Below are 22,276 nucleotides of genomic sequence, written 5' to 3'. Positions count from 1 at the left end.
CTCGATATCCAGGCCGCGGGCCGATGGCGCGAAGCCAGGAAGACGCTCATTCAGTGATCGAGTGGAGCAAGGGTGCCAGCGGCCGGCGAAAGCACTCCCCCCCTTTTTTTGGGGGCACTCCCCCCCTCCTCGCGCGGCCACCCTGACAACCTGGCCGGCGCGCACAGCGGCCGCCGGCAGGCGATCACCAAGGAGCGACGATGGACAACGACAACCGGCCCCGGCACGACGGCGGGCTGACCTATCCCTGTGGCCCGCGTCCGGCCTTCGGCGAAATGCGTGAAGTGGCCCCCGGGGTGCAGTGGACCCGCATGCCGCTGCCGCCGTCCCTGGCAGCGATCAACCTGTGGCTGCTGGACGACGACAGCGGCTACAGCCTGATCGACACCGGCATCAACAGCCCCGAGGCCCGCCAGACCTGGGAGCAACTTTTCGATGGCGCACTGCACGGACGGGCGCTGCAGCGAGTGCTGGTCACCCACCTGCATCCGGACCATGTCGGCCTCGCCGGCTGGCTCTGCGATCGCTTCGACTGCCGCCTGTGGATGACCCGCCTGGAGTACATGCAGTGCCGGGTACTGGCCGGCGATACCGGACGCGAGGCGCCACCCGAGGGGCTGGCCTTCTACCGCCGGGCCGGTTGGGACGAGGATGCATTGGCGATGTACCGCTCACGCTTCGGCAATTTCGGCCGGATGATCTGGCAGTTGCCCGACAGCTTCCGGCGCATCCGCGACGGCGAGTCCGTGCGGATCGGCAATCACCACTGGGAAGTGGTGGTCGGCGCCGGCCACACCCCCGAGCACGCCTGCCTGTACGATCCAGCGCGGCGCCTGCTGATCACCGGCGACCAGGTGCTGCCGAGGATTTCATCCAACCTCTCGGTTCACCCCATCGAACCCGACGCCGACCCGATAGGCGACTGGCTGGTCTCGCTGGTGGTGTTGCGCCAGCGCATCGCCGACGACGTACTGGTGCTGCCGGCCCATGGCGAACCCTTCCATGGCCTGCACGCCCGCCTGGACCAGCTGCGCGACAGCCTGCTCGCCACGCTGCAACGGCTGCGCCAGGGCTTGCAGCGGCCACGGCGCGCGATCGATACGTTCGAACTGCTGTTCTCCCGACCGATACCCATGACCGACGGCAGCCTGATGAGCCTGGCGACCGGGGAAAGCCTGGCACACCTGAACCACCTGCTGCATCGCGGCGAACTGGAAGTCGAGACCGACAGCGACGGCGTCGCCTGGTATCGCCTGCGCAGCGAAGCCGTCACCGAGGAAACTAAGCCATGAGCAAGCCGCAACCCGAGGCCCTGGAAGCCTACGCCTTCACCCAGCCGATCCCGACCCGCTGGATGGACAACGACGTCTATGGCCACGTCAACAACGTCGTCTACTACAGCTACTTCGACACCGTGGTGAACAGCTACCTGATCCGCCATGGCGTCCTGGACTACCTGGCCGGTGACACCATCGGCCTGGTGATCGAGACGCAGTGCAACTACTTCGCTTCGCTGAGCTTCCCCGATACCGTCAATGCCGCGCTGCGCGTGGCGAGCATCGGCAACTCCAGCGTGCGCTACGAGATCGGGCTGTTCCGCAATGACGAGCGGACCTGCGCGGCCAAAGGGCATTTTGTGCATGTCTACGTCGACCGCGAAACGCGCCGCCCGGTGCCCCTGCCCGGGGCGCTGCGCCAGGTGCTGGAAGGCTTGCAGGTTCAGGCCGAGCCGGCTTGAAGGTTCGGGCGGCGCCAGCCAGCGCCGCCCAGCGGTTTCAGCGGGTGCCGCACTGGATGTCGAGGGTCAGCGCGTTCAGGTAGGAATTTTCGGCCACGTGGCGAACCAGCGCCGCGAACTCCTCGGGCCGGCCCATGCGCCGGGGGAACAACAGGCTGTTGACGATGGTTTCGGAGACCTTCGCCGGCATGCCGGCGGACATGCCCGACTCGAACAGGCCCGGCGCCAGGCTCACCACGCGGATGCCATGCTCGGCCAGGTCACGGGCGATCGGCAGGGTCATGCCGATGACCCCGGCCTTGCTCGCGCTGTAGGCCGCCTGGCCCATCTGCCCCTCACGCGCGGCGCCGGACGCGGTATTGATGATGACGCCACGCTCGCCGCCCTCGTCCGGTTCATTGGCGCTCATCGCCAGGGCCGCATGGCGGATGACGTTGAAGGTGCCGGTCAGGTTGACCGCCAGTACGCGGTTCCACAGTTCGGTGGGGAACAGCTGGCCCTTGGAGAGGGTCTTGCACGGGCCGAGGATGCCGGCGCAGTTCACCGCCAGGTGCAGGCCGCCGTGCTCGCCCACCACCTGCTCGATGGCGGCGCTGACACTGGCCTCGTCGGCCACGTCGACGGCGATGCCGCGGATTTCTCCGCCCAGCGCGACGTCCAGGCGCTCCTGCTGCAGGTCCAGGCCGACCACCCGCGCGCCGGCGGCAGCCAGGGCGCGACAGGTGGCGAGGCCGAGCCCCGAAGCGGCCCCGGTGACGATGGCGACCTTGTTGTGCAGATTCATGCGCGTGCTTCTCCCAGGTTCGTGATTCGTACGGCCACTGCGGCCGGCGGTCGAGCTTAGGCAGCGTCTGGCGCGGGCGTCCCACCCCCTTTTTAGGGGGTGGCGGACGTCCGCCGGGACCTCGAAAAAGGCCAGGATTGACGGTCCTTGACGCTCTCCGGACACTCCAGTACGGTCGCCTTTGCACCTTCATGCCTGACCGCGCCGCCGCCCCTGCGAAGGACCGGCGCTCGCGGCCAACCATCAAGCGTCAGGGAAAAAAATGACAATAAATCCCGCCCGACACCTGGTGTCGACCAAGTTTTCGCCGCCGCGCATCGGCACCAAGCACGTGCCGCGCGCCAACCTGATCGCCCAGCTCGACCAGATGCACGAGTGCCGCCTGGCGCTGGTCACCGGCGCCGCCGGCTACGGCAAGACCACCTTGCTGGCGCAGTGGCGCCAGGCCCGCCTGAAGGCCGGTGCCGAAGTCGCCTGGATCTCGCTGACCGCCGACGACAAGGGCTACGCGCCCTTCTGCACCGCCCTGATCGAAGCGCTGCGCCGGCTGGGCGTGGGCGTGGAGTTCGACCTGCTGCAGGAAGACGGCACCGCCACCGCGATGGATGCCACCATCGCCGCCATCGTCGATGCCGCGGAGAACCTGTCCAAGGAGCTGTACCTGATCCTCGACGACTACCACCACGTCGAGGTGCCGCTGGCCCACAAGCTGGTGCAGAAACTGCTCGACCAGGGCCCCGGCAACCTGCATCTGGTGATCGCCTCGCGGGTCGCGCCACCGCTGAGCCTGTCGCGCCTGCGGGTGATGCAGCAGGTGGTGGAGATCGAGAGCGTCACCCTGCCCTTCGACCCCGCCGAGACGCGCACCTTCGTCGAGGAGAACCTCGGCCGCGACAAGCTCAACGCCGACGAACTGAACATGATCCACGAACTCACCAGCGGCTGGCCGTCCTGCCTGCAGCTGATCGTGATCATGCTGAAGAACCGCCCGGACACCCGCTCCATCCTGCATGACCTGATCTGGCGCTCCAGCGACCTGCAGACCTACCTCAGCGAAGAGGTGGTCGAGCACCTGCCGGCAGAGCTGGTGGAGTTCGCCGAGGCGCTGTCGCTGTTCCGCCGCTTCAACGCCGCCATGGCCCGTGCGGTGAGCGACCGGGCCGACGCCGCCGAGCTGATCAAGCGCATGGAGGACGAGAACCTGCTGATCTACCGTGTCGACTCCGACGACCGCCTGGCCTGGTACCGCCTGCACCCGCTGTTCGGCGAATTCCTCGCCAGCCGCCTGGCTCGCCACGGCGGCGACCTGCAGAAGCAACTGCACCAGCGCGCGGCACGCTGGTTCGCCGAGCACCGCTGCCTGACCGAAGCCGTGCGCCACGCAAGCCTGGGGGAGGACCTGGACTTCGCCACCCAGGTCATCGAGCGCACCGCGCCCTCGACCTGGAGCCTGGAATACCTGGGGCCGACGCTGCACCTGCTGGAGCGCCTACCCGAAGAGGTGCTGCTGCGCCACAAGCGCCTGCTCTTCCTCGCCTGCCTGACGGTGTCGCTGACCTCGCGGCCGGCTCGGGCCAAGGCCTGGCTGCAACACCTGAGCACAGCGGACCTGCAGGGGCTGCCGGAAATCGCCAACGGCCTGCCGATGATCCGTGCCGCCATCGCCGTGCAGGACGACGACACCGATCTGGTCATCGAACTGCTAGAACCGCTGCGCGATGCCAGCGTGGAGAACCCCTTCCTGCGCTACGTGCTGCTGTCGGCGCTGACCGTCGCCTACTCCGCGGCCGGCCGTTACAGCGACGCCCGCCGGCTGTTCGACCAGCACCCGATCCCGCCCGAGGACCGTGGCAACGACATGGCCATGGTCGCCGAGTTCTCCAACGCCACCAACCTGATCACCGCCGGGTACTTCCGCGATTTCGAGAAGGTCGGTTCGCAGCTGCTCGAGCACTCCACCCGGGAGGGCGGCAGCCGCTCCATCTGCACCAACCTCTGCGCCAGCGCCCTGACCGAGGTCTTCTACGAACTCGACCGCATCGACGACTCCCGCGAGACCATCGCAAACCGCTTCGGCCTGCTGCATTCCTCGGTGCCGGACGTGATCGTGCGCACCAACGTCACCCGTGTACGCCTGGACCTTTTGCAGAAGGGTTCCGAGGCCGCGCTGGCGTTCCTCGAACAGCAGATCGCCCACCTGCGTTGCCTTGGCCAGGTCCGCCCGGTGGCGCATCTGCTGGGCGAGGAAATCCGCGTGCTGCTGCTCAAAGGCAGCCGCGGCCGGGCCGGCGAACTGCTGGAAACCCTCGAGGAACTGGCACGCCAGCATGGCACCGAGCGCGGCGCCCGTGCCGAACTGCCGGCGATCGCCGCACTGGCCCGCGCGCGAATCCTCAAGGCAGAGGATTCGGAACAGACCCTGGCTCAGCTGGAGATCGTTCGCGCCCACGCCAAAGCCTTCGATCGCGGCCGCATGGCGGTGCTGGCCGACCTGCTCGCGGCTTCCACCCTGGAGGACCTCAAGCGCCCCGACGAAGCCCTGCAGCGCGCACGCCAGGCGGTCAGCGACGGACAGCGGTTCGGCCTGGTCCGCACCTTCATCGATGAAGGCCCGCTGGCGGAAAGACTGCTCGCCCGCCTGGTCGAGGAGCAGGCGCTGGAAGGCGAGGTGCTGGCCTACACCGAAGAGCTGCTCGCCAAGCTCAACGACCCCTTCGCGGTCAACGCCAGCGCTCCCCGCCCGCGCCGCGCCCTGCCGACCAAAACCCAGGCCGTGCTGACCAAGCGCGAAATCGACATCCTCGCACTGGTGGCCCAGGCCATGTCGAGCAAGCGCATCGCCCATACACTGGACATCACACTGGAAACGGTGAAGTGGAACCTGCGCAACATCTTCGCCAAGCTCGGTGTGTCCAGCCGCTACGACGCGATGATCTGGGCGAAGAACCACAACCTGATCGAGTAGCGCCGCATCTGCCAATCACCCTGGGCGACGCCGCGCGCCCGATTCCTCCCGAGTGTCTTTCCCGCAGTGCCACCGACGGCGGCGAGTCAGCGCTGGATATGGTCGACGAGAGCTTCCGATCCGGTACCTGAAGGTTTCCCCCCTCATAGGGGGAGGTCTCGCCTCCCGAGGGGCACGAGTAGCATCCAGGCCATGTACGCATAGGTTGCATGGCCACCGGAATCGCTTATGTCCCGCGTCAACCCACCGCCTTCCGCCACCATGCGGACCACCACCAAAGACCGCACCGTGTGCCTGGGTATGGTGACCTCGAATATCAAGCGCACATTCGACGAGCATTCTCGGATATCGCCTGAACTGCGCTGGCAAATCCTCGCCATCCCCAATGAGCTGGGCTGTTGGCCCAACGCTGTTGCCCACTCCTTGAGCCGGCGCAAGACCGGAATCGTCCTGCAGATGATCTTCAGTCAGGACATTCCCTTCTGCCGAGCACTACTTGACGACTTTGCCCCACGTCTTCGCCGGGGCAGCCGGCAGTTGCTGATGTTCGTCTCGCCGCCTGGCGGCGATGCCGACGAGTCGATGCCGAAACTCCTGCAGTATCAGGTCGATACCATCGTAGTGACTGCCGCGAAACTAACTTCGCGCATGTCCGAACACTGCGAGCAAAGGCATCGCTGTGATTTTCCTCAACAGGCGGGTGGTGGAGCTGCGTGTTTGGTCTGTCTGCTACAACAATCAGCGCATAGGTCGCGAAGTCACCACTTACGTGGCCGGGCAGTGATCGCCGAGCCTGCGCAATCGTCTCCGGCGAACCTAGATTCCCCGTCGCTGCCAACCGCCTGCACGGGTTCGGGCAGGGCCTCACGGAGCACTGTCACCGGCTCGTGGCCAGCGATACGGGCCCTAAGCGTCCGACGGGCTAAGGCAAACCGCCGGCCATCTCTTCAGCATAGCCGCACCGGCCATCGACGAGCAGCTTTGCGGCAACGACGTGATGTCCATCGCCGTACTAGCCCACTTTCGCCAGAACACCTCCCTGCGGGGCCCGAGGACATGGCGCTGATCGGCTTTTATGACATCCGTGACACATCCTATCCAGAGCACTCACTGACTGCGCTGCGCCAGCCGCTGGACCAGATGATCGATTGCGCCGTCGAACTGATCGACGCATGCCCCACTAATGGCAGCCATACCGACGTTGTGCGCTGGTTCTGCGCTCTAGCGCTTGAAGCTTAATTGCATTTCTCGGTACGCCCACCAAGCAACGACTACAAGGAGACAGTCATGAACACACAAGCGTCCCAGAACGACAACGCGATGTACCTTAAGATTAGCTGGCGAATCATGCCACTGCTGCTGGTGGCTTACGTTGTGGCCTTCCTCGACCGGATCAACGTCGGCTACGCGCAGTTGCAGATGAAGGAAACGCTGGCATTCAGCGATACCGTCTATGCCATGGGCGCCGGGGTGTTCTTCATCGGCTACCTGCTGTTCGAGGTACCGAGCAACCTGATGCTGGAACGGGTCGGCGTGCGTCGTACGCTCCTGCGCATCATGGTCTGCTGGGGTTTGGTGGCGATGGCGATGATGTTCGTGCGCACACCCTTGCAGTTTTATGTCCTGCGCTTCCTCCTGGGCGCATTCGAAGCCGGCTTTACCCCAGGCGCCCTTCTCTATCTGACCTACTGGTACCCGCCGGCACGGCGTGCGCGGATGATTGCCGTGTTCCTGCTGGGCGCCATCATCGCCGCGCTGGTTGCCGGCCCGTTGTCGGGCGCCATCATGAAGTACCTGCACGGCACCAACGAGTGGCACGGCTGGCAGTGGCTGTTCCTCCTGCAGGGTCTCCCTGCCCCGCTGCTCGGCCTGCTGGCCTGGTACGTGCTGGTCGACCGCCCCGAACAGGCTTACTGGCTGAGCACCGACGAAAAGGCCCGGCTGCGCCAGCAATTCGAGGAACAAGCCGAGGCGCCAGGCAGCGCTCGCCATGGCTCGTTGCTTGGCCTGCTGGCCGACTTCAAGGTCTGGGCGCTGTCGCTGGTTTATCTGCTGATGGTCGCCGGTACCTACAGCATGGTGTTCTGGACTCCGACCCTGATCCGCAGTTGGGGCGTCTCCGATGTCCTGCAGATCGGCGCATACGCCACCGTTCCACAATTCTTCGCCATCGCCGGGGTACTGCTCCTCGGTCGCAGTTCGGATCGCCACCGCGAACGGCGCTGGCACTTCGGCTTAGGAGCATCGGCGGCCATGATTGGTCTGCTAGTCATCACCCTTGGCCAGGGCCAGCTAGGCATCTCCCTGGCCGGTCTCTGCCTGGCGATCTTGGGGATAGCCGCGGTCACGCCGGTCTTCTTCGCCCTCGCCTCCGAGTATCTGCCGCGCGCCTCGGTAGCTGCCGGCATCGCTATGATTAGCAGCATCGGCAATCTGGGAGGCGCCATCAGCCCACCGATCACTACCGCACTGAATACCGCCAGCGGCAGCAGCAGCTATAGCCTGTTATTCGTGATGGGGCTCTACATGCTGGCCGCCGGCATCGTCCTGGCGGTTGTGCGCCCGGCCACCATCCCCCTTCGCGCCGCTTGAGTCCGCGACACCGCCCATAGAATCCCCCAACGATCCAACTGACTGGAGGTGTACTGGCCGTCGCGGGGCCATCGGCACTGAGATGGACATGCTCGTCCGCCTCGGCCACATTTATGTCCCCGAAGCGAAGCGTCATTTGTTCGGGCAAGCGCGCATGACCCGCTACCCCAGATCAGAAGGTGTCAGTACCGCATGAATAAACCATCAGTAATGGATGGACTTGTTGAATCGTCCAGAGGCACACTCCTCGTTCCCGATCATTCCTCGGAGATGGAAGTAACGAAAACGCCCGATCCTCACAAAGATTTGCTCGTCAACAGCTGAGGCGAAAAGCCGGGCTGGTGGATATAGCGGCAGCTTTGGGGGGCGCTGCAAAACCTGCCTGCTAGAGTTCAGCGTGTTGCGTTCACGGGTTAAATCCATCGTCGATAGCTGCAGCTCGGACCGGGCGCCCATCGGCCGTGAGCCACCTTCATTCGATACGTAGCCAACGATAAAGATCCGCACCCCGGTCATTCTAGATGCGGATTGAACAACTAAGTCGTCCATGACATGGAGTGATTGGCCTTCGACGCGTCAGGCTGGAAGGAACCATCGCATCTCCTAGTGGATACGGCTTACCACGGCATCGGGGTAATAGGCAATCTTGAGCGTATGTTGCTGCCCCATCAGCATCCCATCGCCGTACCAGGTGATGTTGTCCTGATGCAGAGTCATTCCATCATTCCCGTACTCGTATTCGCCGCCGTTGGGCGTACTGAAGGCAAAGCGTTCATTGTCCAGTCGCTTGATGGAGTACTGGGTGCCGGGCAGCGGCATCTGCTGCTTGACGCGCGCAAGGTAGGTCGGGGCCAGTTCGGAGAACAGCTCCCGGGCCCTGCTCTGGTACTGCGCGGAGCTCAGGCCCGGCGTCTGCCGCAGTTTTTCGGCGATCAGCGAGAAATACTCGGCATCGGTGCGAGCCAGGGCCATGCGAACGGCCATGACCTCTCCCAGACGAGCCGGATTGACCTGAAGCTTGCCGTCGGCGGATTTCTGCGCAGCGACGAAGTCATGGCTGTCGAGCTGGACGAGCGGCGTCGTGGCCAGGAAGGAAGCACAGGCGATCTGCTGGCCCTGAACATTGCCGCTGACCAGCAGCGCGGTCACCCCGCCCTTCTTCTTCAGCGCCTCGCGGTTTCGCCACTGGCGCTGACAAACCTGTCGACATCCTCCTGCTTCATCTCGCCCCGATGAGAGATCACTCCATCAACCGCATGCGGAGAAGCGCGTAGTGCTTGCAGCCTGATCATGACACGCTGGATGGCAACTGCTGCCACTCATTCGGTGGGGCAAAAAGTGGGGCGAAATTGCTAACGTGGCAAAAAAGAAAGGCATAAAAAAATCCAGTCACCGCTAAGTGACTGGATTTTCTGGAGTTATTTGGTCGGGACGGAGTGATTCGAACACTCGACCCCTTGCACCCCATGCAGCGTCTCAAAGGCGTGTAAGCTTATGATTCTATTGAAGATATAGCGTCTGGAAGACCACCAAAAATAAGAGTTTTCGAGCGTTTTGCAAACGGTAGCATGCGGCCTGCACAGGTGGTTTTGCGCGGGTCAACGGATTTCAAGACCGTGGTATAAGCGCCCTTTCCATGCGGCGTCATCGGCGAAATCGATTCCAAAACAAAGACGAAACGGAGTGGCTACAGGCCGCATACTGCAAGGGTCGACGCTCGGGTTTTGGAATCGATTTTTGCCCTAAAACTAGGCTTTATGAGTTAGGATCGATGGCTACTTGGGTCCACTGTATGCGGGCCCCGAATTTTCGTGAGCATGGCGAGTAAAAAAATGGACAGCTGGGCCAGATTATCCCTCTACGAAAGCACTGACATAGTCAAGAAATTATTTCAGAAGCGGCACAACAGAGAGCTCAATACTGGAAAGGCCAGCGAAATTGTTTCTGCTCTCGCACAAGGTCGCGAGTACTTCAGCTCAGCTGCAGACGCCGACTTACTTGTTCGACCGGTGCTACAATACTATGGAACGTTAGCTTTAAGTCGAGGGTTGATTCTTCTACTATCCCCCATCCTGAGAGAAGCCGCGCTTCCGCCATCACATGGCTTAACGTCAAACGGCTGGGGAAAAAGTCTTCACAATCAAGATCCCGGAAGCCTGTCCGCATCAGTAACAAAAGGTACGTTTCTTGAGTTAATCAATCTCAATAACTTTGAACTGCCGTGGGTTTTCACCGGACCATACCCAAGTAGAACATACATAACACGCAGCTATAATTTAGACGACCTTCCGAGCACATCCTTTACCTTTGGAGATATCATCTCCAGAGTACCGGAGCTTAGGGCGATATACGAAAAGAGCTTTGGAAAGACCGCTAATAACTACCAGTCATTCATCTTTAACATCGCTAACGCTCATACTGACATTGACGTATTTCAAAGTGCAGATGGTCTCCAGGATGAAAGCATCCTCCGAGAACAATTCTCGCTCTCAGCTGAAATATCAATGAGGCATTCGTATACCCATAACTTTGTCCATACCTATGGGCATTTCACATTTAGGCTGCCGCATGAAGATAACGGCGCATTGCCATCAAACCTTCCGCAGTTTGAAAACGACAACTACCCATACACATCAATTATAGCTCCATTCCCCAATGGCGTTCAAATCCCGAAACTCGGAAGATACTTCTTACTAGCGTTTTTCCTTGGGACTTTATCCAGATATCACCCAACTTACTGGCTCGGGATGATGCGAGGCCAGCAGAAAGGGGATTTCATCATGCCACTTATTCGAGAGTCCATGCGAATAATTCAAGAAAACTATTGCACACTTGTCATTCAGGCCCTTGAAGGAGATCATTAAATTTCGTTCTGGTAATGCAGCAGTAGTGTGGAAAATCGACATCAGGCCGCGCCGTTAGCGGCCTATGCGTCGATTCTGTCTAATACGGTTTGGCGAGTTGCAGCGACTTTCGCCCAGTAAAACCGGGAAGCATTCGAGCGGTTTTAGACAGCAAAACACCCCTCCTCCGGCATTCTGCCGACCCTATCCCCCTTCTCAAATTGACACCCCGCCAGCCCCCTCATGCTCGATCGCCCACAGCCGCGCAGCCTCGGCAAACTCCAGCATCTCGGATAGCTCGACATCGTCCACCTCTCGGCGGCGATGAGCGGCAAAAGCCATCTCACAAAGCACGGCGGCACGTCCGTCCGGATCGGTGACCAGGGAGCCCTGGTCGTTCAGTTCGGCCAACCAGGCCGGCGGGAGGCTAGTTGCCATACGACCCCTCCGCCCGGCACCACCAAGACTGCGCGTAGAGCACGCCGTCGACCTCCTCCACGCCATTGATGTTCATGCCGAGCTGGGCCATGCCGTTGACCTTGGCATCGAGCAGGCGCGGGATGATGTCGCCGCTCGGCGTTGGGTTGAAAACCCATGCCTGGGTAGCCACCCGGCCAAGCACCTCGGAATGATGCTCACCGATGTGGATGTCAGCTTTCAGGGGTTTGACCTTGCGAAGCTGGTCCGCTGGGATTGCCACGCCGCGTACTCGGCGACGAACAACGAGGAAGTACATAGCTCACCGACACCAATACTGTATATAGATACAGTATCGTATACATCGGTGCGTTTTCGGGCAAATGTCGAACAGCGGCTTAATGCAAAGCCGGTAGATCCTTGCCGCGAGCCTTCGCAATCACTCGCGATTGGTAGTCGGAAACCGCCTCAAACAGGGACTCCGCCAGCAGGCGAAGGCGCTCCACCTCTTCTGTAGAAGCACCACGGTCCTGGGCCTGGTGGTACTCCCGCATGGCATCAATGGCCTGCTGAATCAGTGGCTCTCCAGCCTCAACCATTCCTATGAAGCTGCGCTTGTCCACGGTCCCACTCCATTTTTCGGTCAAACCATTATAGATAGCATGCCAGGGGCTACTGGTGAATTTTTGCACTCCCAGAGTGGCTGCTATCGACCCAGAGCGGTCGTTCGTGGAGGGCAGCAAACGGTCTTCAGAAGACGTTCGAACAAGAACTGCCTTAGCGATATCGGGGCAGTGTCCGGAATCAGTTGGCCACCACGTATGTTGCCTGCTCGACTCTGATCCTAAGTCCCCTGTGAAAGATTGCGGATCAGTTCAGCTGCAATGATGGCATTTTGAAGCGCACTGGGATTATGCTAGGCATGTCCGGATGATGTGTGAAAGCCATCATCTGCTGGACTAAATGTCTTGGGAACAGTGAACCGCACTTGTGGCCCATCCGTATTTGAGAATACAGGCGGTTAGAATACCGCGAGAAACCGATTACGATCGTTGATGATATTGAACCAACATAACGGCATTTACAATTCTTCTTCCCTAGCCAACTGGCATTTGGTCTCCAGTGGCTGCAGCCTATGTGTAAGGATTGCGGCGCAATGGCGCCCCCACGGAAAAAATGCACAACTGTGCACAGCCTCCATCGTAAAGCGATTTAGCAATGTAAAGGAAATAAAATGCAGCAGGGTGAGGAAAGTTCATCTCGTTTTTGGGAGTTCTATGCTCTTAGGTACAGCGTTGGAGCGGTGTTGGGCGCAATCATCCTGTTTTTCCTTGTGCAGAAAAACAAGGCGCTTTCAGCGCTTATATTCGTCAAGCCCGGAGAGCCCATTGATCTGGTCCAGGTCGGGATATTTTTTGGTGTCGGCCTTGTGTATTCATATCTGGCAAGTGCACCTATTTTGGTATTGCATGCAGGTCGGTTTTCGATCCCCAAAGGCCCTTTGCCTTTTTTGAGCATTGAAAGAATATCAAGTGCGATACGTGTGGTGGTGTGCGCCAACTTGGCACTGATATTTAGCTTGGTTAGCTCGGTTGAGGGGCTTCCAAAAATCTGGTTTTCTGCCGTGGTATTTTTGGCCTGCAATGTCTTGATCTCTCAGATTGTAATAGTTGTAAAGTGTGTTTTGCAGCGAGATAAGCTATATTATTTTTATAGGGACTTGGCGAAAAAAAGAAAGGATGCCAGTGGCGGCTTGGTAGATTCTTACCGGCACTTGAGGGAGCATGGCAACGCGTTTGGGATTGTACTTTGTGAAATTATCCTGGGGATTTTCATGTTTGCGGCCCCGGCATATATGTCGTTTGTTAGCCCAGGGAACTATCAGGATATTTATAGTGTAATGGGAATATTGACAGTGGTTGTGATGCTTTGGATTACCCCAGCTTCTTTGGTGTGGTTGGTCGGAACAATAATTGAACGGGAATTTGTCGATTCTTATTAATTTAATTTGCAGTGGGCAACCGATTTCAGCCGGTCTCCAGTGGCCGCTAAGGGTCGAAAGCGGTCACCCACGACCGGCTGCATTCGACCCATAGCTGCCCTTCGCGAAGGACGGCTGTAGGCCAAAGGCATGCGTTCGGTTTTTGCTAGGTCAAATCGAGTGCTACTTATCTGAATGAGGGTGCACGCTATCGATTACTCTGGATCAAAGAGTGCCGGGGTGGGGATTTGCCAGGCGGGCTTCTTTTCACCTTGACTGTCGAAAGCGCGACGCGCCTCGCGGAATTCCTCAGCGTTTTCGACCACCCACATCCAAACGGGGGACATCCGAACCAACAGCTCCATACCCAGCGGCGTCAGCTCGTATTCGACGCGCGGCGGAATTTCCTCGAACTCCCGTCGAAGCAGTAATCCATCCCGCTCCATGGCGCGTAGCGTCTTGGTGAGCATTCGCTGGGTCACCCCAGTCATCTGTCTTTTTATCTCGGCGTGGCGCATCGTGCCGTACACGCCCAAGGCATGCAGGATGCCCAATGACCATCGGCTACCTGCGTGAGCGAGGACTTCCCGCCTGACGCCATCATCATCTTCTCGGAGCGTTTGGCAGATGGCTTCTGCCTGGCTCAGAGCGTCCTGATTGGTCATTTATTCCTCCTAGGTATCACGCGTGTGCCTTCTTACGAGTACTGCCTGATCATGCCAGCATTTGCTCATGTTATAGGCATCACGCCTCAGGAGGAATCATGACCGAAGCAACCCCACTTGCCCCTCAATCCATTCTTGTTCTCGGCGCCGGGGAACTTGGTCTCCCGGTTTTGCGCAATCTCGTGCGAGTGGCAAAACGCGCACCCGGTTCCCAAATCAGCGTTCTTCTCCGAGAGTCGACCATCAACACCCAGATACCGGAGAAAAAGGCCGAAATCGATGAGCTTCGCGGGCTGGGCATTCAGATGGTCGCAGCGGACCTGGTGAACGATTCAATTGAACAGTTAGCTGAAGTGTTCGCCCGGTTCGATACCGTCATAGGCTGTGCCGGCATGGTCGCGGGTCGAGAAACCCCCATGAAACTGGCAACCGCAGCGCTAAGGTCGGGGGTGAAGCGCTACTTCCCGTGGCAGTTTGGCGTGGATTTCGAAGTGATCGGTCGGGGCAGCCCCCAAGATCTTTTCGATTCTCAACTCGATGTACGCGAGGCGCTTCGTGCGCAAGACAAAACTGAATGGGTCATTATCTCGACGGGCATGTTCACCAGCTTCCTTTTCGAGCCAGTATTTGAGGTCGTCGACTTCGACAATGACACCGTTAACGCTCTCGGCAGTCTTGAGAACAGCGTGACGCTCACTACACCAGACGACATCGGCGCTCTCACGGCGGAAATCGTCTTCTTCGAACCTCGCTTCCGCAACGAGATTGTCTATCTCTCAGGCGACACGGTGTCGTATGGACAAGTCGCGAACATCCTCGAACATGCGCTGGGGCGTCCGTTCAAAACTAACGTGTGGACTGTTCCGTTCCTGATGGATGAGCTGAGAAAAGACCCTACTCATCACATCAAAAAGTACCGTGCTGTGTTCGCACAGGGCAGAGGTGTGGCATGGCCTAAATCGGGAACCTTCAACGAACAGCAGTCGATTCCAGTAACCACCGCTGAGCAATGGGCTCGGGCGAACCTTGGGGGCAAGTGAGCGTGACGACAGGTAGCTGACTTGCCGAGAAACTCCTAGGCTCGACAGTGGACGCTGATAACTAGGTTGAGCGTTTAGAGGGCGACAAGCTGTCTAGACTTCAGCGTAGGGCCTCAGTGTCCCCAATGGGTCGATAGCGGCCACTCCATCTCGGCACTAGCGTATCCCGGCGGAGACCTGCAACAGACTGTCGTATTCACGCTCACACTGTTCGCCAGCTATTCGGGCACGGTCATAAGCTTTCGCCAGTTCTCCCGATCGTTCATCAGCCCGTGCGAGCAGGTCGGAGAGCACCATGGCGGCGCGGGTGGCTGCCTGGCCTCGGGCGACAGCGGCGGTATCCGTGCCGGGGCAACTGACGGTGGCAGCGAGATTGGCTGCTTCGTTGCGCATCCGCTGGCCAGCAGCATCGGCGCCAGCAACACCAGCATCAGCAGTCGTTCGTTCTTCCTGGGCATGGGCTCTCGCCTCCTCTTGCGCCTGGACGCGTCGTTGTTCTTCTTCCCGGGCGCTGCGCTCGCCTAATACCTCGGCCAGGCGGTCGCCGCTATCGCGCTGAGCCGATGCTGTGGCAGCCTCAGCGCGTTCGACAGATCGGCCGTGCTGGTAGGCGCCCCAGTAGGAGGCCACCACCAGCAGGAGCGCCAGCGCACGGATACCCCAGCTGTTCACGCCAAGGCCCTCCGTACGCCCTCGTCGATCACCTCAGCCTTGTACGGATTGCCGCCGTTCTCATGGATGATGATGCTGACGACCATCCCACGCAGCGTGGCTAGGTTTTTGATGTTGATCGGCTCGGTGATGCCCACACCCAGGCGCTTGGCTACGGCAGTGGCATAGACCCTGGTGTCGTTCTCGTTGGCAGGCGCCCAGCGGTTGATGGTTTCGAGCACCGTGTCTATGCCCTTCCCGCCCACACCAGGCATGCCGTCCTTGCCCTGGTAGTTGATGAGCAGTTTGCCTAGGGCACGGATGCCATTCTCGGGCGTGTCGAAGCGGGCAAAGCGTGGCTTGGCCACTCCAACCTCCAGGCCGAGCTGGCCCTGCCAAGCGTTGCGCGGGTTGAAGTCGATATTGCCGGGGTTGTTGTTCCGGACGCCGCGGGGAATGGTCATGGGTTTTCTCCAGGCAAAAAAATACCGCCAGATGGCGGTCGGTGGGGTCTAGGCGAATCAGGCCGGCGAAGCGGGCCAGTCGATGCTGGTGGGGTAGCCTTCCTGCTCGGGCAGCCTAATCAAGGTCAGGCGGTACCGCTTCCACTCCCTCAGTAACGCGACCTCGGCCTCAGTTGCCTCCTCAAGCTCGACAGCGTCTTGCAGAGGAGCGATGGCGGCGTCAGCGACGGCGCGGCGCTGGGCGAGATCGGCTGTTACCGTGGCAAGCAGTTGATCGGCTGCAGCCTGGACCTTGGCCTCGGCCGTGATCGCTTGCGACCAATCGATTACGCCAGCAGTCGAAGCGAGACGTTCGCCCAGCTCCAGACCAGGAAGCTGCACTTGGCCGTCGGCTGGGTAGAGGTCAACCGGAAACCGTGCAGCCGGAGACGCATCGGCGGCATGCGGCAGCATGAGAGTCAGCACTAATTCGCCATTGATCCGCTCCACTGGGCCAATCACGAATTCACACCCTACTGCTTGGCCCGGTAGGGTTGCGCCATCAGCCAAACAGGAAAAGTCCAGCGCCACGGCGTTGACTTCCAGTATGTCGCCCGACTTAACCACAGAGAGGCCCGCATCAGAGCGAACCGGGGAAAGTTTAATTATCATCAGTACCACCTCCCAATGGCTACGTAACCAGGCCGAAAAATCGTTCCACTGACAACGGCATAAGCGCCGATACCCACCGAAGATAGGCCTCGGCTGTATGAGAAGCCCAACGGAACACCGCCACCGCCTGCTGATACAACGGCCGGAAGCACTTTGGGGGCTGCTATGTATGGCGCTGGATAGGTAAAGGTCTGGCCATTGTTGAAAAAAAGCGCCCCCTGGGCGGCGGTGGCTGTATAAGTAGTAGAGCTTTCCATCGCACAGATCATCGTGCCGTCTGCAAACTTCACGCAGTCGCCATTGGCATTGCTGATGAATTCTAGGATGGCGCCAGTGGGTACACCCCCGCTTTGCAAAACAGTACCGACGATATCGGCTATGGCTGCCGCTTTCAGCCCCAGGCCGCTTCGCGCCGCACTAGGGGTTGTCCCGCCCGTACCTCCTTTCGCAACCGGCACAACGTCTTCGGTCGAAACGGCGCCCAACCCCGCCAACGTCGCCCCCCATTGCTGGACAATCGCGTTAATGGCGTCTCGGAGGCTTTTGTCGTACCCCTGGATCGGTGAGATCGCATAGTTTCCCGCGCCAACAGTTGCGCCTTTGTAAGCCGGAAGAATGCTCAGCACAGTCGCGCTGGCGATGTTGGTCACTTCATACCAGGCCCCATCGGGCCCCAGGAAAGCGTCACCCACCCGGGCGTTTGCAGAAAAGCTGGTGCCGGTACCGGTCACCGTATTTTGGCCAGCCGCGATCGCCACGGTGCCAGCTCTGTACCAGGCCATGGATTGCTCCAACAATTAATTAAAAGGGAACGGCAAGTTGTCCGTTTTGATAACCAGGGCTTCTGGATACTTATCCGTCGGGATGCCGTAGTAGTTGTTGTAAGTGACTGGCACCCCCCAATACATCGTGGTCCTGGCGGCATCGCACGACATGAAGTAGATGCCGCCAGATGCTCCATATGCCCCGTCCATATGGGCTTGCTGGTTGCTGTATGCGGGAAACGGGCTGCCGGGCGCCGACATTCCATCCATGCGCCCCTGGCCGAACGATCTGGAGAATGTCGTAGCTGCTGCGAACTCTCCCGAGCCAACTGAGATGAACACGCGAGCCACGCAGTAATAAGGACCGGAGTTGATGAAGCGCGTTGCGAGCTTCGTCGCGCCAGCAAACGGAACGCCGTAATTGGCCGTCCCATTGACGACCGTTGGCGTGGGTGGGGCTGGAGCCGAGACCGTGGCCAAGATATTGAGCGGGTACTGCAACGAGTTGAAGGTCAGCGTGCCCGCTTCGTCGTAACACTTCAGGCCAGCACCACTCAGCGTGTCCCGCATCGTGTCGAAGTAGTAATACTTCGTCGAAGGACTCGCGCCGATGTAGTAGAAGGTCGTGGTGTCGCCCGAGCGAGAAGACCCGCAGGAGATACCCGAGCCGACGATAAAGACAATGGGCGCCACTGCGCCTGTAACGCTGAACCCATGGATAGCGTCGGTGATGGACGACTCGGCATAGCTGCTGCCTTCATTGGGCGGCAGGTTTGCCGACCTGTAGTCCAGACGTGGCCAATTGACCAGCAGCGTCATGAACCCGCTTTTCAGCAGGCCATACGTGATTTTCTCCGTGTCGAACAGAAGGCTGCCGTCCTCCTTGAAGACCTTCAAACCTGCTGACATTTAGTGATATCCGTAATGAATGCGGCAGTTCAGCGAGTAGAACCCCCAGCCGCCGGCGTAGGAGTACTGCCAGGCTAAGGTCGCGCTGGAGGCTCCAACGGTCAGGGTCACCCCTGGGCGCTTTCCCAGATACTTGTTCTGCGCCGACAGCTCGGTGATGGCGTAGAACAGCTCCTTGCCGGCTGGAGGCAATGGAATCGAGAGCGACCCATTGGCCGCTCCCGTGTCGACATACCCCATCATCTGGCTGATCGAGCTCGTCATGTCGAGAAGCACCAAGCCGCTAGGGTCATAGACCTTCAGGCCAGTGCTCATACGTTCACTCCGAGGTCAATCGCCAGGTTGCCGTTGGCATGGAATATCCGCAGGCGCTGGTTATTCAGGAGCAAGCGCCCCTGCCCTGCGACTGTCCCGTTGATTTCAAAGGTGCCGGACTTGTTAAGGATCCACCCCTGCTGGCCCGCCACATAGTTGGTTGAACTGATGTAGCTGCCGATCTTGGCGTTGGTGATCGTGCCGTCCATGATGAATGCCGAATCCATGAACGACTGTCCGCCCTGGACGGCGAAAAACGACTTGATCTCGCCATTGATGCTACTGGCGACAGCGAACCTATCCGCCAGGACGATAAACTGGCTTTGAAGGCCGGCCGGGCCGTTCTCGATGCCAAGACCAATACCAGCGACAAGGTACTGTCCCTGAGCGTTGAGCTGCATCTTGACCGCCCACATCGTGCTGGCCTTGCCATCCGCCGTGGCTTGGGCCTGGCTGACGGTCTGCACAGCAGCATTCGTCTGGCCTATCGACGCTTCGAGTGTCTCGGTCTTCCGGACAATTGCCTCTTCCCGCGTAGCCGTTGCTTTCACCTCAGCAGCAAAGGCAGCGGTCGAGTTCCACTGGTTGATCGCCGCGGCAAGGTCGCCTTCGACACTGTCGTCGCGATAAGACGCCCTGAGCACCTGCTGGCTTTCGGCAGCCACAGTGACTTTGCCATCGACCTCGGCGATTTTGGTCGTGTTGGTGCTGACCTGCTGAGCGAGGCCATTGGCCGTGGTAACCGACTGACCGACGTCTATCCAATAGGTCACGTTTGGCGGTGCGTTTGCTCCCGAAGCGTTGGCAGGGACAGCAATCTTAGCCTGGTAGATGCGGCCATCCTCGACCACCATCTGGTCCTTCGTATAGGCCAAACCCTTGTCGTAAGCCTTCAACCCGTCAAGGGCATCAATCTGATCTTGAAGACCTTCGATCTTGTCCTTGAGCTCTTGGCCAAGCATGGACTCGTCAATCTCGCCGCTGATCAGGTCGAGGATGGGGCCTGCATCCGACCCAGACTGACCAAGCACGCCACTACCCAACGGGTACAACGGGCCAATGTTTCCGGTTCTATCCACCAGACGTGCCCAGAAGAAGAACGATACACCAGCGGCCAAGCCCTGCATGACGTACTCAGTTTGCGGGTAAGCCAGGTCCGCCAGCTTGGTCGCTGCCCCCAGGTCGTTCGTCTGGCTGTACCAGATTTCCGTGCGCTGGGTGTCCTCAGCACCTGGTGGAATGCCCCATTTGAGCGAGATGCTGAAAAGCAGAGAGGTGGCTGTGAGGAAGGTTACCGAGGGCGGTAGGCCTTCCTTGCCCTTCAGTTCGGTCAAGCTGGAGTCTCGCCAAATCGACGTGATGTCGAACGAGCTGACGGCTCGAACCCTGGCCAAGTAGGCGCCAGCGTAAATGCCAACCACATCAACCGAGGTGGTGCCGGTGCGCTGCAGGCGGACCCAGTTGCCGTCATCCTTGCGCCATTCGACGTCATAGGCCACGGCACCCTGCACTGCGGGCCAGCTGATGGTCATGGTGCTGATGGCAATGCCCTGATCCACTGCGTAAGCCGAGGTCAGCGTGACGCTGGCCGGCGGTTGTACAGTGGTCACCGGAATGACGCTGATCGGTCGCTCTTCCAGCTTGGCACCAGTATCGATCGCAGCAAACTTGCTGGGGTTGAACTCCAACGCCGTGATTTCGTACTCCCCTTCCTGGGTGCGCACTGTCTTCAGCACGCGGAAGAGTTGCACCGCCAGGTCGTCGTAATCGATGGCCCATTGCAGCTCCGGCTCAGGCTGAACGCTGTAGGCCACGGTCACCGTGACGGCACGGCCACTGACCGACTGGACCGTCCGGGCCTGGGCGGTCCCGTTCGGCAGGTTCAGGATCAACCGGTCGCCAGCCTTGATCGGCGTGTCACGATCCAGAGTCACAACCCGTCCCGCTGCCGCCGAGATCCGGCCGCCATTCGGCCGCCCTGCTACCAGCTCATCTGCCACCGGGATGACGTAGCCAGGAAGCGGGATACGACCCTCCATGCCCGTCTTGAAGGTGACGGTGCGGTCCTGACTGTTGCTCAGCAGTGCCCACTTGCCGCGACGCTGGGCTTCGGATGCACGGGTGCAACCGATGGCCGAGATCTCGATGGGTCGGTCGCGGTACCGGCGCTGCAGCGCCAAGTCGGTGACCGGGATAACGTCGGTGTCGTAGTTGTTGGCCGGGTTGTCGTAGCTGACCAGGGCGCGGCTGTAGTGGGTGTTGCGCTCGGCGCCACCATAGTCAAAATTACCGTCGATGACATTCGAGCGAGTGAAGACATAGTCGATGTCCTGCGCACGCGGCATGTCCGCCTGCATGAACAGCGAGCCGTGGGCCCAATACACCATGCCGCGATAGATCGCCGACAGGTCGCGCAGCAGTGTCCAAGCCTCGGCACGTCCCTGCAGGTTCATGTCACACAGGAATCGCGGCTCCAGGCCGCCGCGCCCATCCGACACCAACTGGTCGCAGTATTGGGCGATCCTGTACATCTCCCACTTATCGACCATCCACGATTTGATGCGCTTACCCAGGCCGAAACGGTCTTCGATGCACAGGCCATAGGTCACAAAGGCCGGGTTGTTGGTCCAGGCCTGCTTGAAAGTGCCGTCCCACACACCGGTATAGGTGCGGGTATCTGGATCGTAGTTCGAAGGCACTGGCCAGCGCTTAGCCCGACAGTCGACGGTCACCGTCGGAATGTTCTGGAACTGCTGAGCGTCAAACTCGATGTAGAGCAGAGCAGTATTCGGATAGCGCAGCTTCTCGTCGATGATCTCCGTGTAGCCAGCGATATTCATCGTGTCGGCGATGGTTCCGCTGTTCGCGTTCGGAGTGATGCGACGGACGCGCATCATCCAGCCGGTGGTTGCCTCAGGCAGGTCCACTCGCACGGAACGCTGGTAGCCACTGGTGGTTTTCCCACTCACCGCGCCCCGATGCGACTCAACATAAGCGCCGCCATCGGTGGCGATGTCGATCGCATATTCGATCCGGTAGCCGTTCGTGTTGCCCTCGCTATCCTGTTTGGCCAGACGCGGCCAACTGAAGCGCAGGCGCACGGCGGATAGTTGAATATTGCTCAAGGCTCGCGCCCATGGGCTGTCGCTGCGCAGCTCAACGCCAACCGTGGTTTCGTTCTCTACGGCTGGGATGCCCTGGATGTAGCTCTGATCAATGCTTCCGGGGCGCCATTCCCACTTCACGCCCGGAAAGTTGACGTTGCCGCTGGCATCCACAATCGGGGTGTTATCGAGGTAGATATCACGGGCGGTCGGGGTGCCGTCGAACTCCCCCTCGCCTACGGCGAGCAGGATCTTGGCGATGTTCGTCGACTGAAGGCTGTCCGGCGCCTCGACAGGGGTCTTCGGCTTGCTTTCTCCGCCTTTGGCGCCGGCGATGTTCAGGTGAGCTGCTGCGCCCATGCTTTCCTCCAGGCATTAAAAAGCCGCCCGGAG

The 22,276-nt window shown here is 60.1% G+C and carries 21 protein-coding genes; 8 read left to right on the top strand and 13 right to left on the bottom strand.

Features of this window, described 5'->3' with window-relative positions:
* Positions 1-200 precede the first annotated feature (200 nt).
* Positions 201-1,292 carry an MBL fold metallo-hydrolase gene (locus P3R38_RS09550; RefSeq protein WP_277687085.1) on the top strand — a complete coding sequence of 364 codons (1,092 nt, stop codon included), beginning with the start codon at positions 201-203 and terminating at the stop codon, positions 1,290-1,292.
* Entirely contained in the window at positions 1,289-1,738 is a 450-nt protein-coding gene (locus P3R38_RS09545; protein ID WP_277687084.1) for a thioesterase family protein, read from the top strand. Before P3R38_RS09550 ends, P3R38_RS09545 begins: the two co-directional genes overlap by 4 nt.
* A gap of 37 nt (positions 1,739-1,775) precedes the next feature.
* Here P3R38_RS09545 and P3R38_RS09540 read toward each other — a convergent pair whose 3' ends face one another.
* Complete coding sequence (locus P3R38_RS09540) at positions 1,776-2,522, bottom strand: SDR family NAD(P)-dependent oxidoreductase (protein ID WP_043099970.1); 747 nt, start codon at positions 2,520-2,522, stop codon at positions 1,776-1,778.
* A 262-nt stretch (positions 2,523-2,784) separates the two neighbouring features.
* Here P3R38_RS09540 and P3R38_RS09535 point away from each other — a divergent pair, with 262 nt between their 5' ends.
* From P3R38_RS09535 to P3R38_RS09525, 3 genes are all read left to right on the top strand, one after another.
* Positions 2,785-5,487: a LuxR C-terminal-related transcriptional regulator gene (locus P3R38_RS09535; RefSeq protein WP_277687083.1), complete on the top strand. Its 2,703-nt coding sequence runs from the start codon at positions 2,785-2,787 to the stop codon at positions 5,485-5,487.
* A 228-nt stretch (positions 5,488-5,715) separates the two neighbouring features.
* Positions 5,716-6,726 (top strand): hypothetical protein, encoded by a 1,011-nt coding sequence (locus P3R38_RS09530; protein ID WP_277687082.1) that lies wholly within the window; start codon positions 5,716-5,718, stop codon positions 6,724-6,726.
* A 48-nt stretch (positions 6,727-6,774) separates the two neighbouring features.
* A complete protein-coding gene (locus tag P3R38_RS09525) occupies positions 6,775-8,079 on the top strand; it encodes an MFS transporter (protein ID WP_277687081.1) in 1,305 nt (434 codons plus the stop codon).
* A gap of 603 nt (positions 8,080-8,682) precedes the next feature.
* Here P3R38_RS09525 and P3R38_RS09520 read toward each other — a convergent pair.
* Positions 8,683-9,228, bottom strand: a complete 546-nt coding sequence (locus P3R38_RS09520) for a hypothetical protein (RefSeq protein WP_277687080.1) — start codon at positions 9,226-9,228, stop codon at positions 8,683-8,685.
* A gap of 683 nt (positions 9,229-9,911) precedes the next feature.
* Here P3R38_RS09520 and P3R38_RS09515 point away from each other — a divergent pair.
* The gene (locus tag P3R38_RS09515; RefSeq protein WP_277687079.1) at positions 9,912-10,943 is read left to right on the top strand and encodes a YaaC family protein; all 1,032 of its coding nucleotides are present in this window, start codon (positions 9,912-9,914) and stop codon (positions 10,941-10,943) included.
* Between the two features lie 195 nt (positions 10,944-11,138).
* Here P3R38_RS09515 and P3R38_RS09510 read toward each other — a convergent pair whose 3' ends face one another.
* The 3 genes from P3R38_RS09510 to P3R38_RS09500 all read right to left on the bottom strand — a co-directional run bounded on the left by P3R38_RS09510 (position 11,139) and on the right by P3R38_RS09500 (position 11,962).
* Positions 11,139-11,360 (bottom strand): hypothetical protein, encoded by a 222-nt coding sequence (locus P3R38_RS09510; RefSeq protein ID WP_277687078.1) that lies wholly within the window; start codon positions 11,358-11,360, stop codon positions 11,139-11,141.
* A complete protein-coding gene (locus P3R38_RS09505) occupies positions 11,350-11,658 on the bottom strand; it encodes a hypothetical protein (RefSeq protein ID WP_023379863.1) in 309 nt (102 codons plus the stop codon). Before P3R38_RS09505 ends, P3R38_RS09510 begins: the two co-directional genes overlap by 11 nt.
* A 79-nt stretch (positions 11,659-11,737) precedes the next feature.
* On the bottom strand, positions 11,738-11,962 hold the full coding sequence (locus P3R38_RS09500; RefSeq protein ID WP_277687077.1) for a hypothetical protein: 225 nt from the start codon (positions 11,960-11,962) through the stop codon (positions 11,738-11,740).
* 611 nt (positions 11,963-12,573) lie between these two features.
* Here P3R38_RS09500 and P3R38_RS09495 point away from each other — a divergent pair.
* Entirely contained in the window at positions 12,574-13,341 is a 768-nt protein-coding gene (locus tag P3R38_RS09495) for a hypothetical protein (RefSeq protein WP_186598208.1), read from the top strand.
* Between the two features lie 194 nt (positions 13,342-13,535).
* Here P3R38_RS09495 and P3R38_RS09490 read toward each other — a convergent pair whose 3' ends face one another.
* Positions 13,536-13,985: a helix-turn-helix domain-containing protein gene (locus P3R38_RS09490; protein ID WP_182328745.1), complete on the bottom strand. Its 450-nt coding sequence runs from the start codon at positions 13,983-13,985 to the stop codon at positions 13,536-13,538.
* 98 nt (positions 13,986-14,083) lie between these two features.
* On the opposite strand from P3R38_RS09490, the gene P3R38_RS09485 reads away from it, so the two are divergent.
* Complete coding sequence (locus P3R38_RS09485) at positions 14,084-15,025, top strand: aromatic alcohol reductase (RefSeq protein ID WP_277687076.1); 942 nt, start codon at positions 14,084-14,086, stop codon at positions 15,023-15,025.
* Positions 15,026-15,181: 156 nt separating this feature from the next.
* Here the strand turns inward: P3R38_RS09485 and P3R38_RS09480 are convergent, their stop codons facing one another.
* Genes P3R38_RS09480 through P3R38_RS09450 form a run of 7 tightly spaced genes read right to left on the bottom strand, consistent with a single transcriptional unit; the run spans position 15,182 to position 22,243 of the window.
* Entirely contained in the window at positions 15,182-15,697 is a 516-nt protein-coding gene (locus P3R38_RS09480) for a DUF2514 domain-containing protein (RefSeq protein WP_277687075.1), read from the bottom strand.
* On the bottom strand, positions 15,694-16,140 hold the full coding sequence (locus P3R38_RS09475; protein ID WP_277687074.1) for a structural protein P5: 447 nt from the start codon (positions 16,138-16,140) through the stop codon (positions 15,694-15,696). Before P3R38_RS09475 ends, P3R38_RS09480 begins: the two co-directional genes overlap by 4 nt.
* Positions 16,141-16,197: 57 nt before the next feature.
* Positions 16,198-16,791: a tail fiber assembly protein gene (locus P3R38_RS09470; protein WP_277687073.1), complete on the bottom strand. Its 594-nt coding sequence runs from the start codon at positions 16,789-16,791 to the stop codon at positions 16,198-16,200.
* Entirely contained in the window at positions 16,791-17,573 is a 783-nt protein-coding gene (locus P3R38_RS09465) for a phage tail protein (protein ID WP_277687072.1), read from the bottom strand. The genes P3R38_RS09470 and P3R38_RS09465 overlap by 1 nt, the downstream gene beginning before the upstream one ends.
* Before the next feature lie 15 nt (positions 17,574-17,588).
* Positions 17,589-18,464, bottom strand: coding sequence for a hypothetical protein (locus P3R38_RS09460; protein ID WP_277687071.1), 876 nt, complete (start codon positions 18,462-18,464; stop codon positions 17,589-17,591).
* A complete protein-coding gene (locus tag P3R38_RS09455; RefSeq protein WP_023381820.1) occupies positions 18,465-18,779 on the bottom strand; it encodes a hypothetical protein in 315 nt (104 codons plus the stop codon). It lies immediately after the preceding gene.
* Positions 18,776-22,243 carry a phage tail protein gene (locus P3R38_RS09450; protein WP_277687070.1) on the bottom strand — a complete coding sequence of 1,156 codons (3,468 nt, stop codon included), beginning with the start codon at positions 22,241-22,243 and terminating at the stop codon, positions 18,776-18,778. The genes P3R38_RS09455 and P3R38_RS09450 overlap by 4 nt, the downstream gene beginning before the upstream one ends.
* Between the last annotated feature and the right edge of the window lie 33 nt (positions 22,244-22,276).

Origin of the sequence: Pseudomonas sp. NyZ480 (genome assembly GCF_029537255.1) — a bacterium.
Classification (GTDB): Bacteria; Pseudomonadota; Gammaproteobacteria; order Pseudomonadales; family Pseudomonadaceae; genus Aquipseudomonas; species Aquipseudomonas taiwanensis.
The sequence above is the reverse complement of the archived record's forward strand: the minus strand, read 5'-3'. Positions and strand labels throughout refer to the sequence as shown.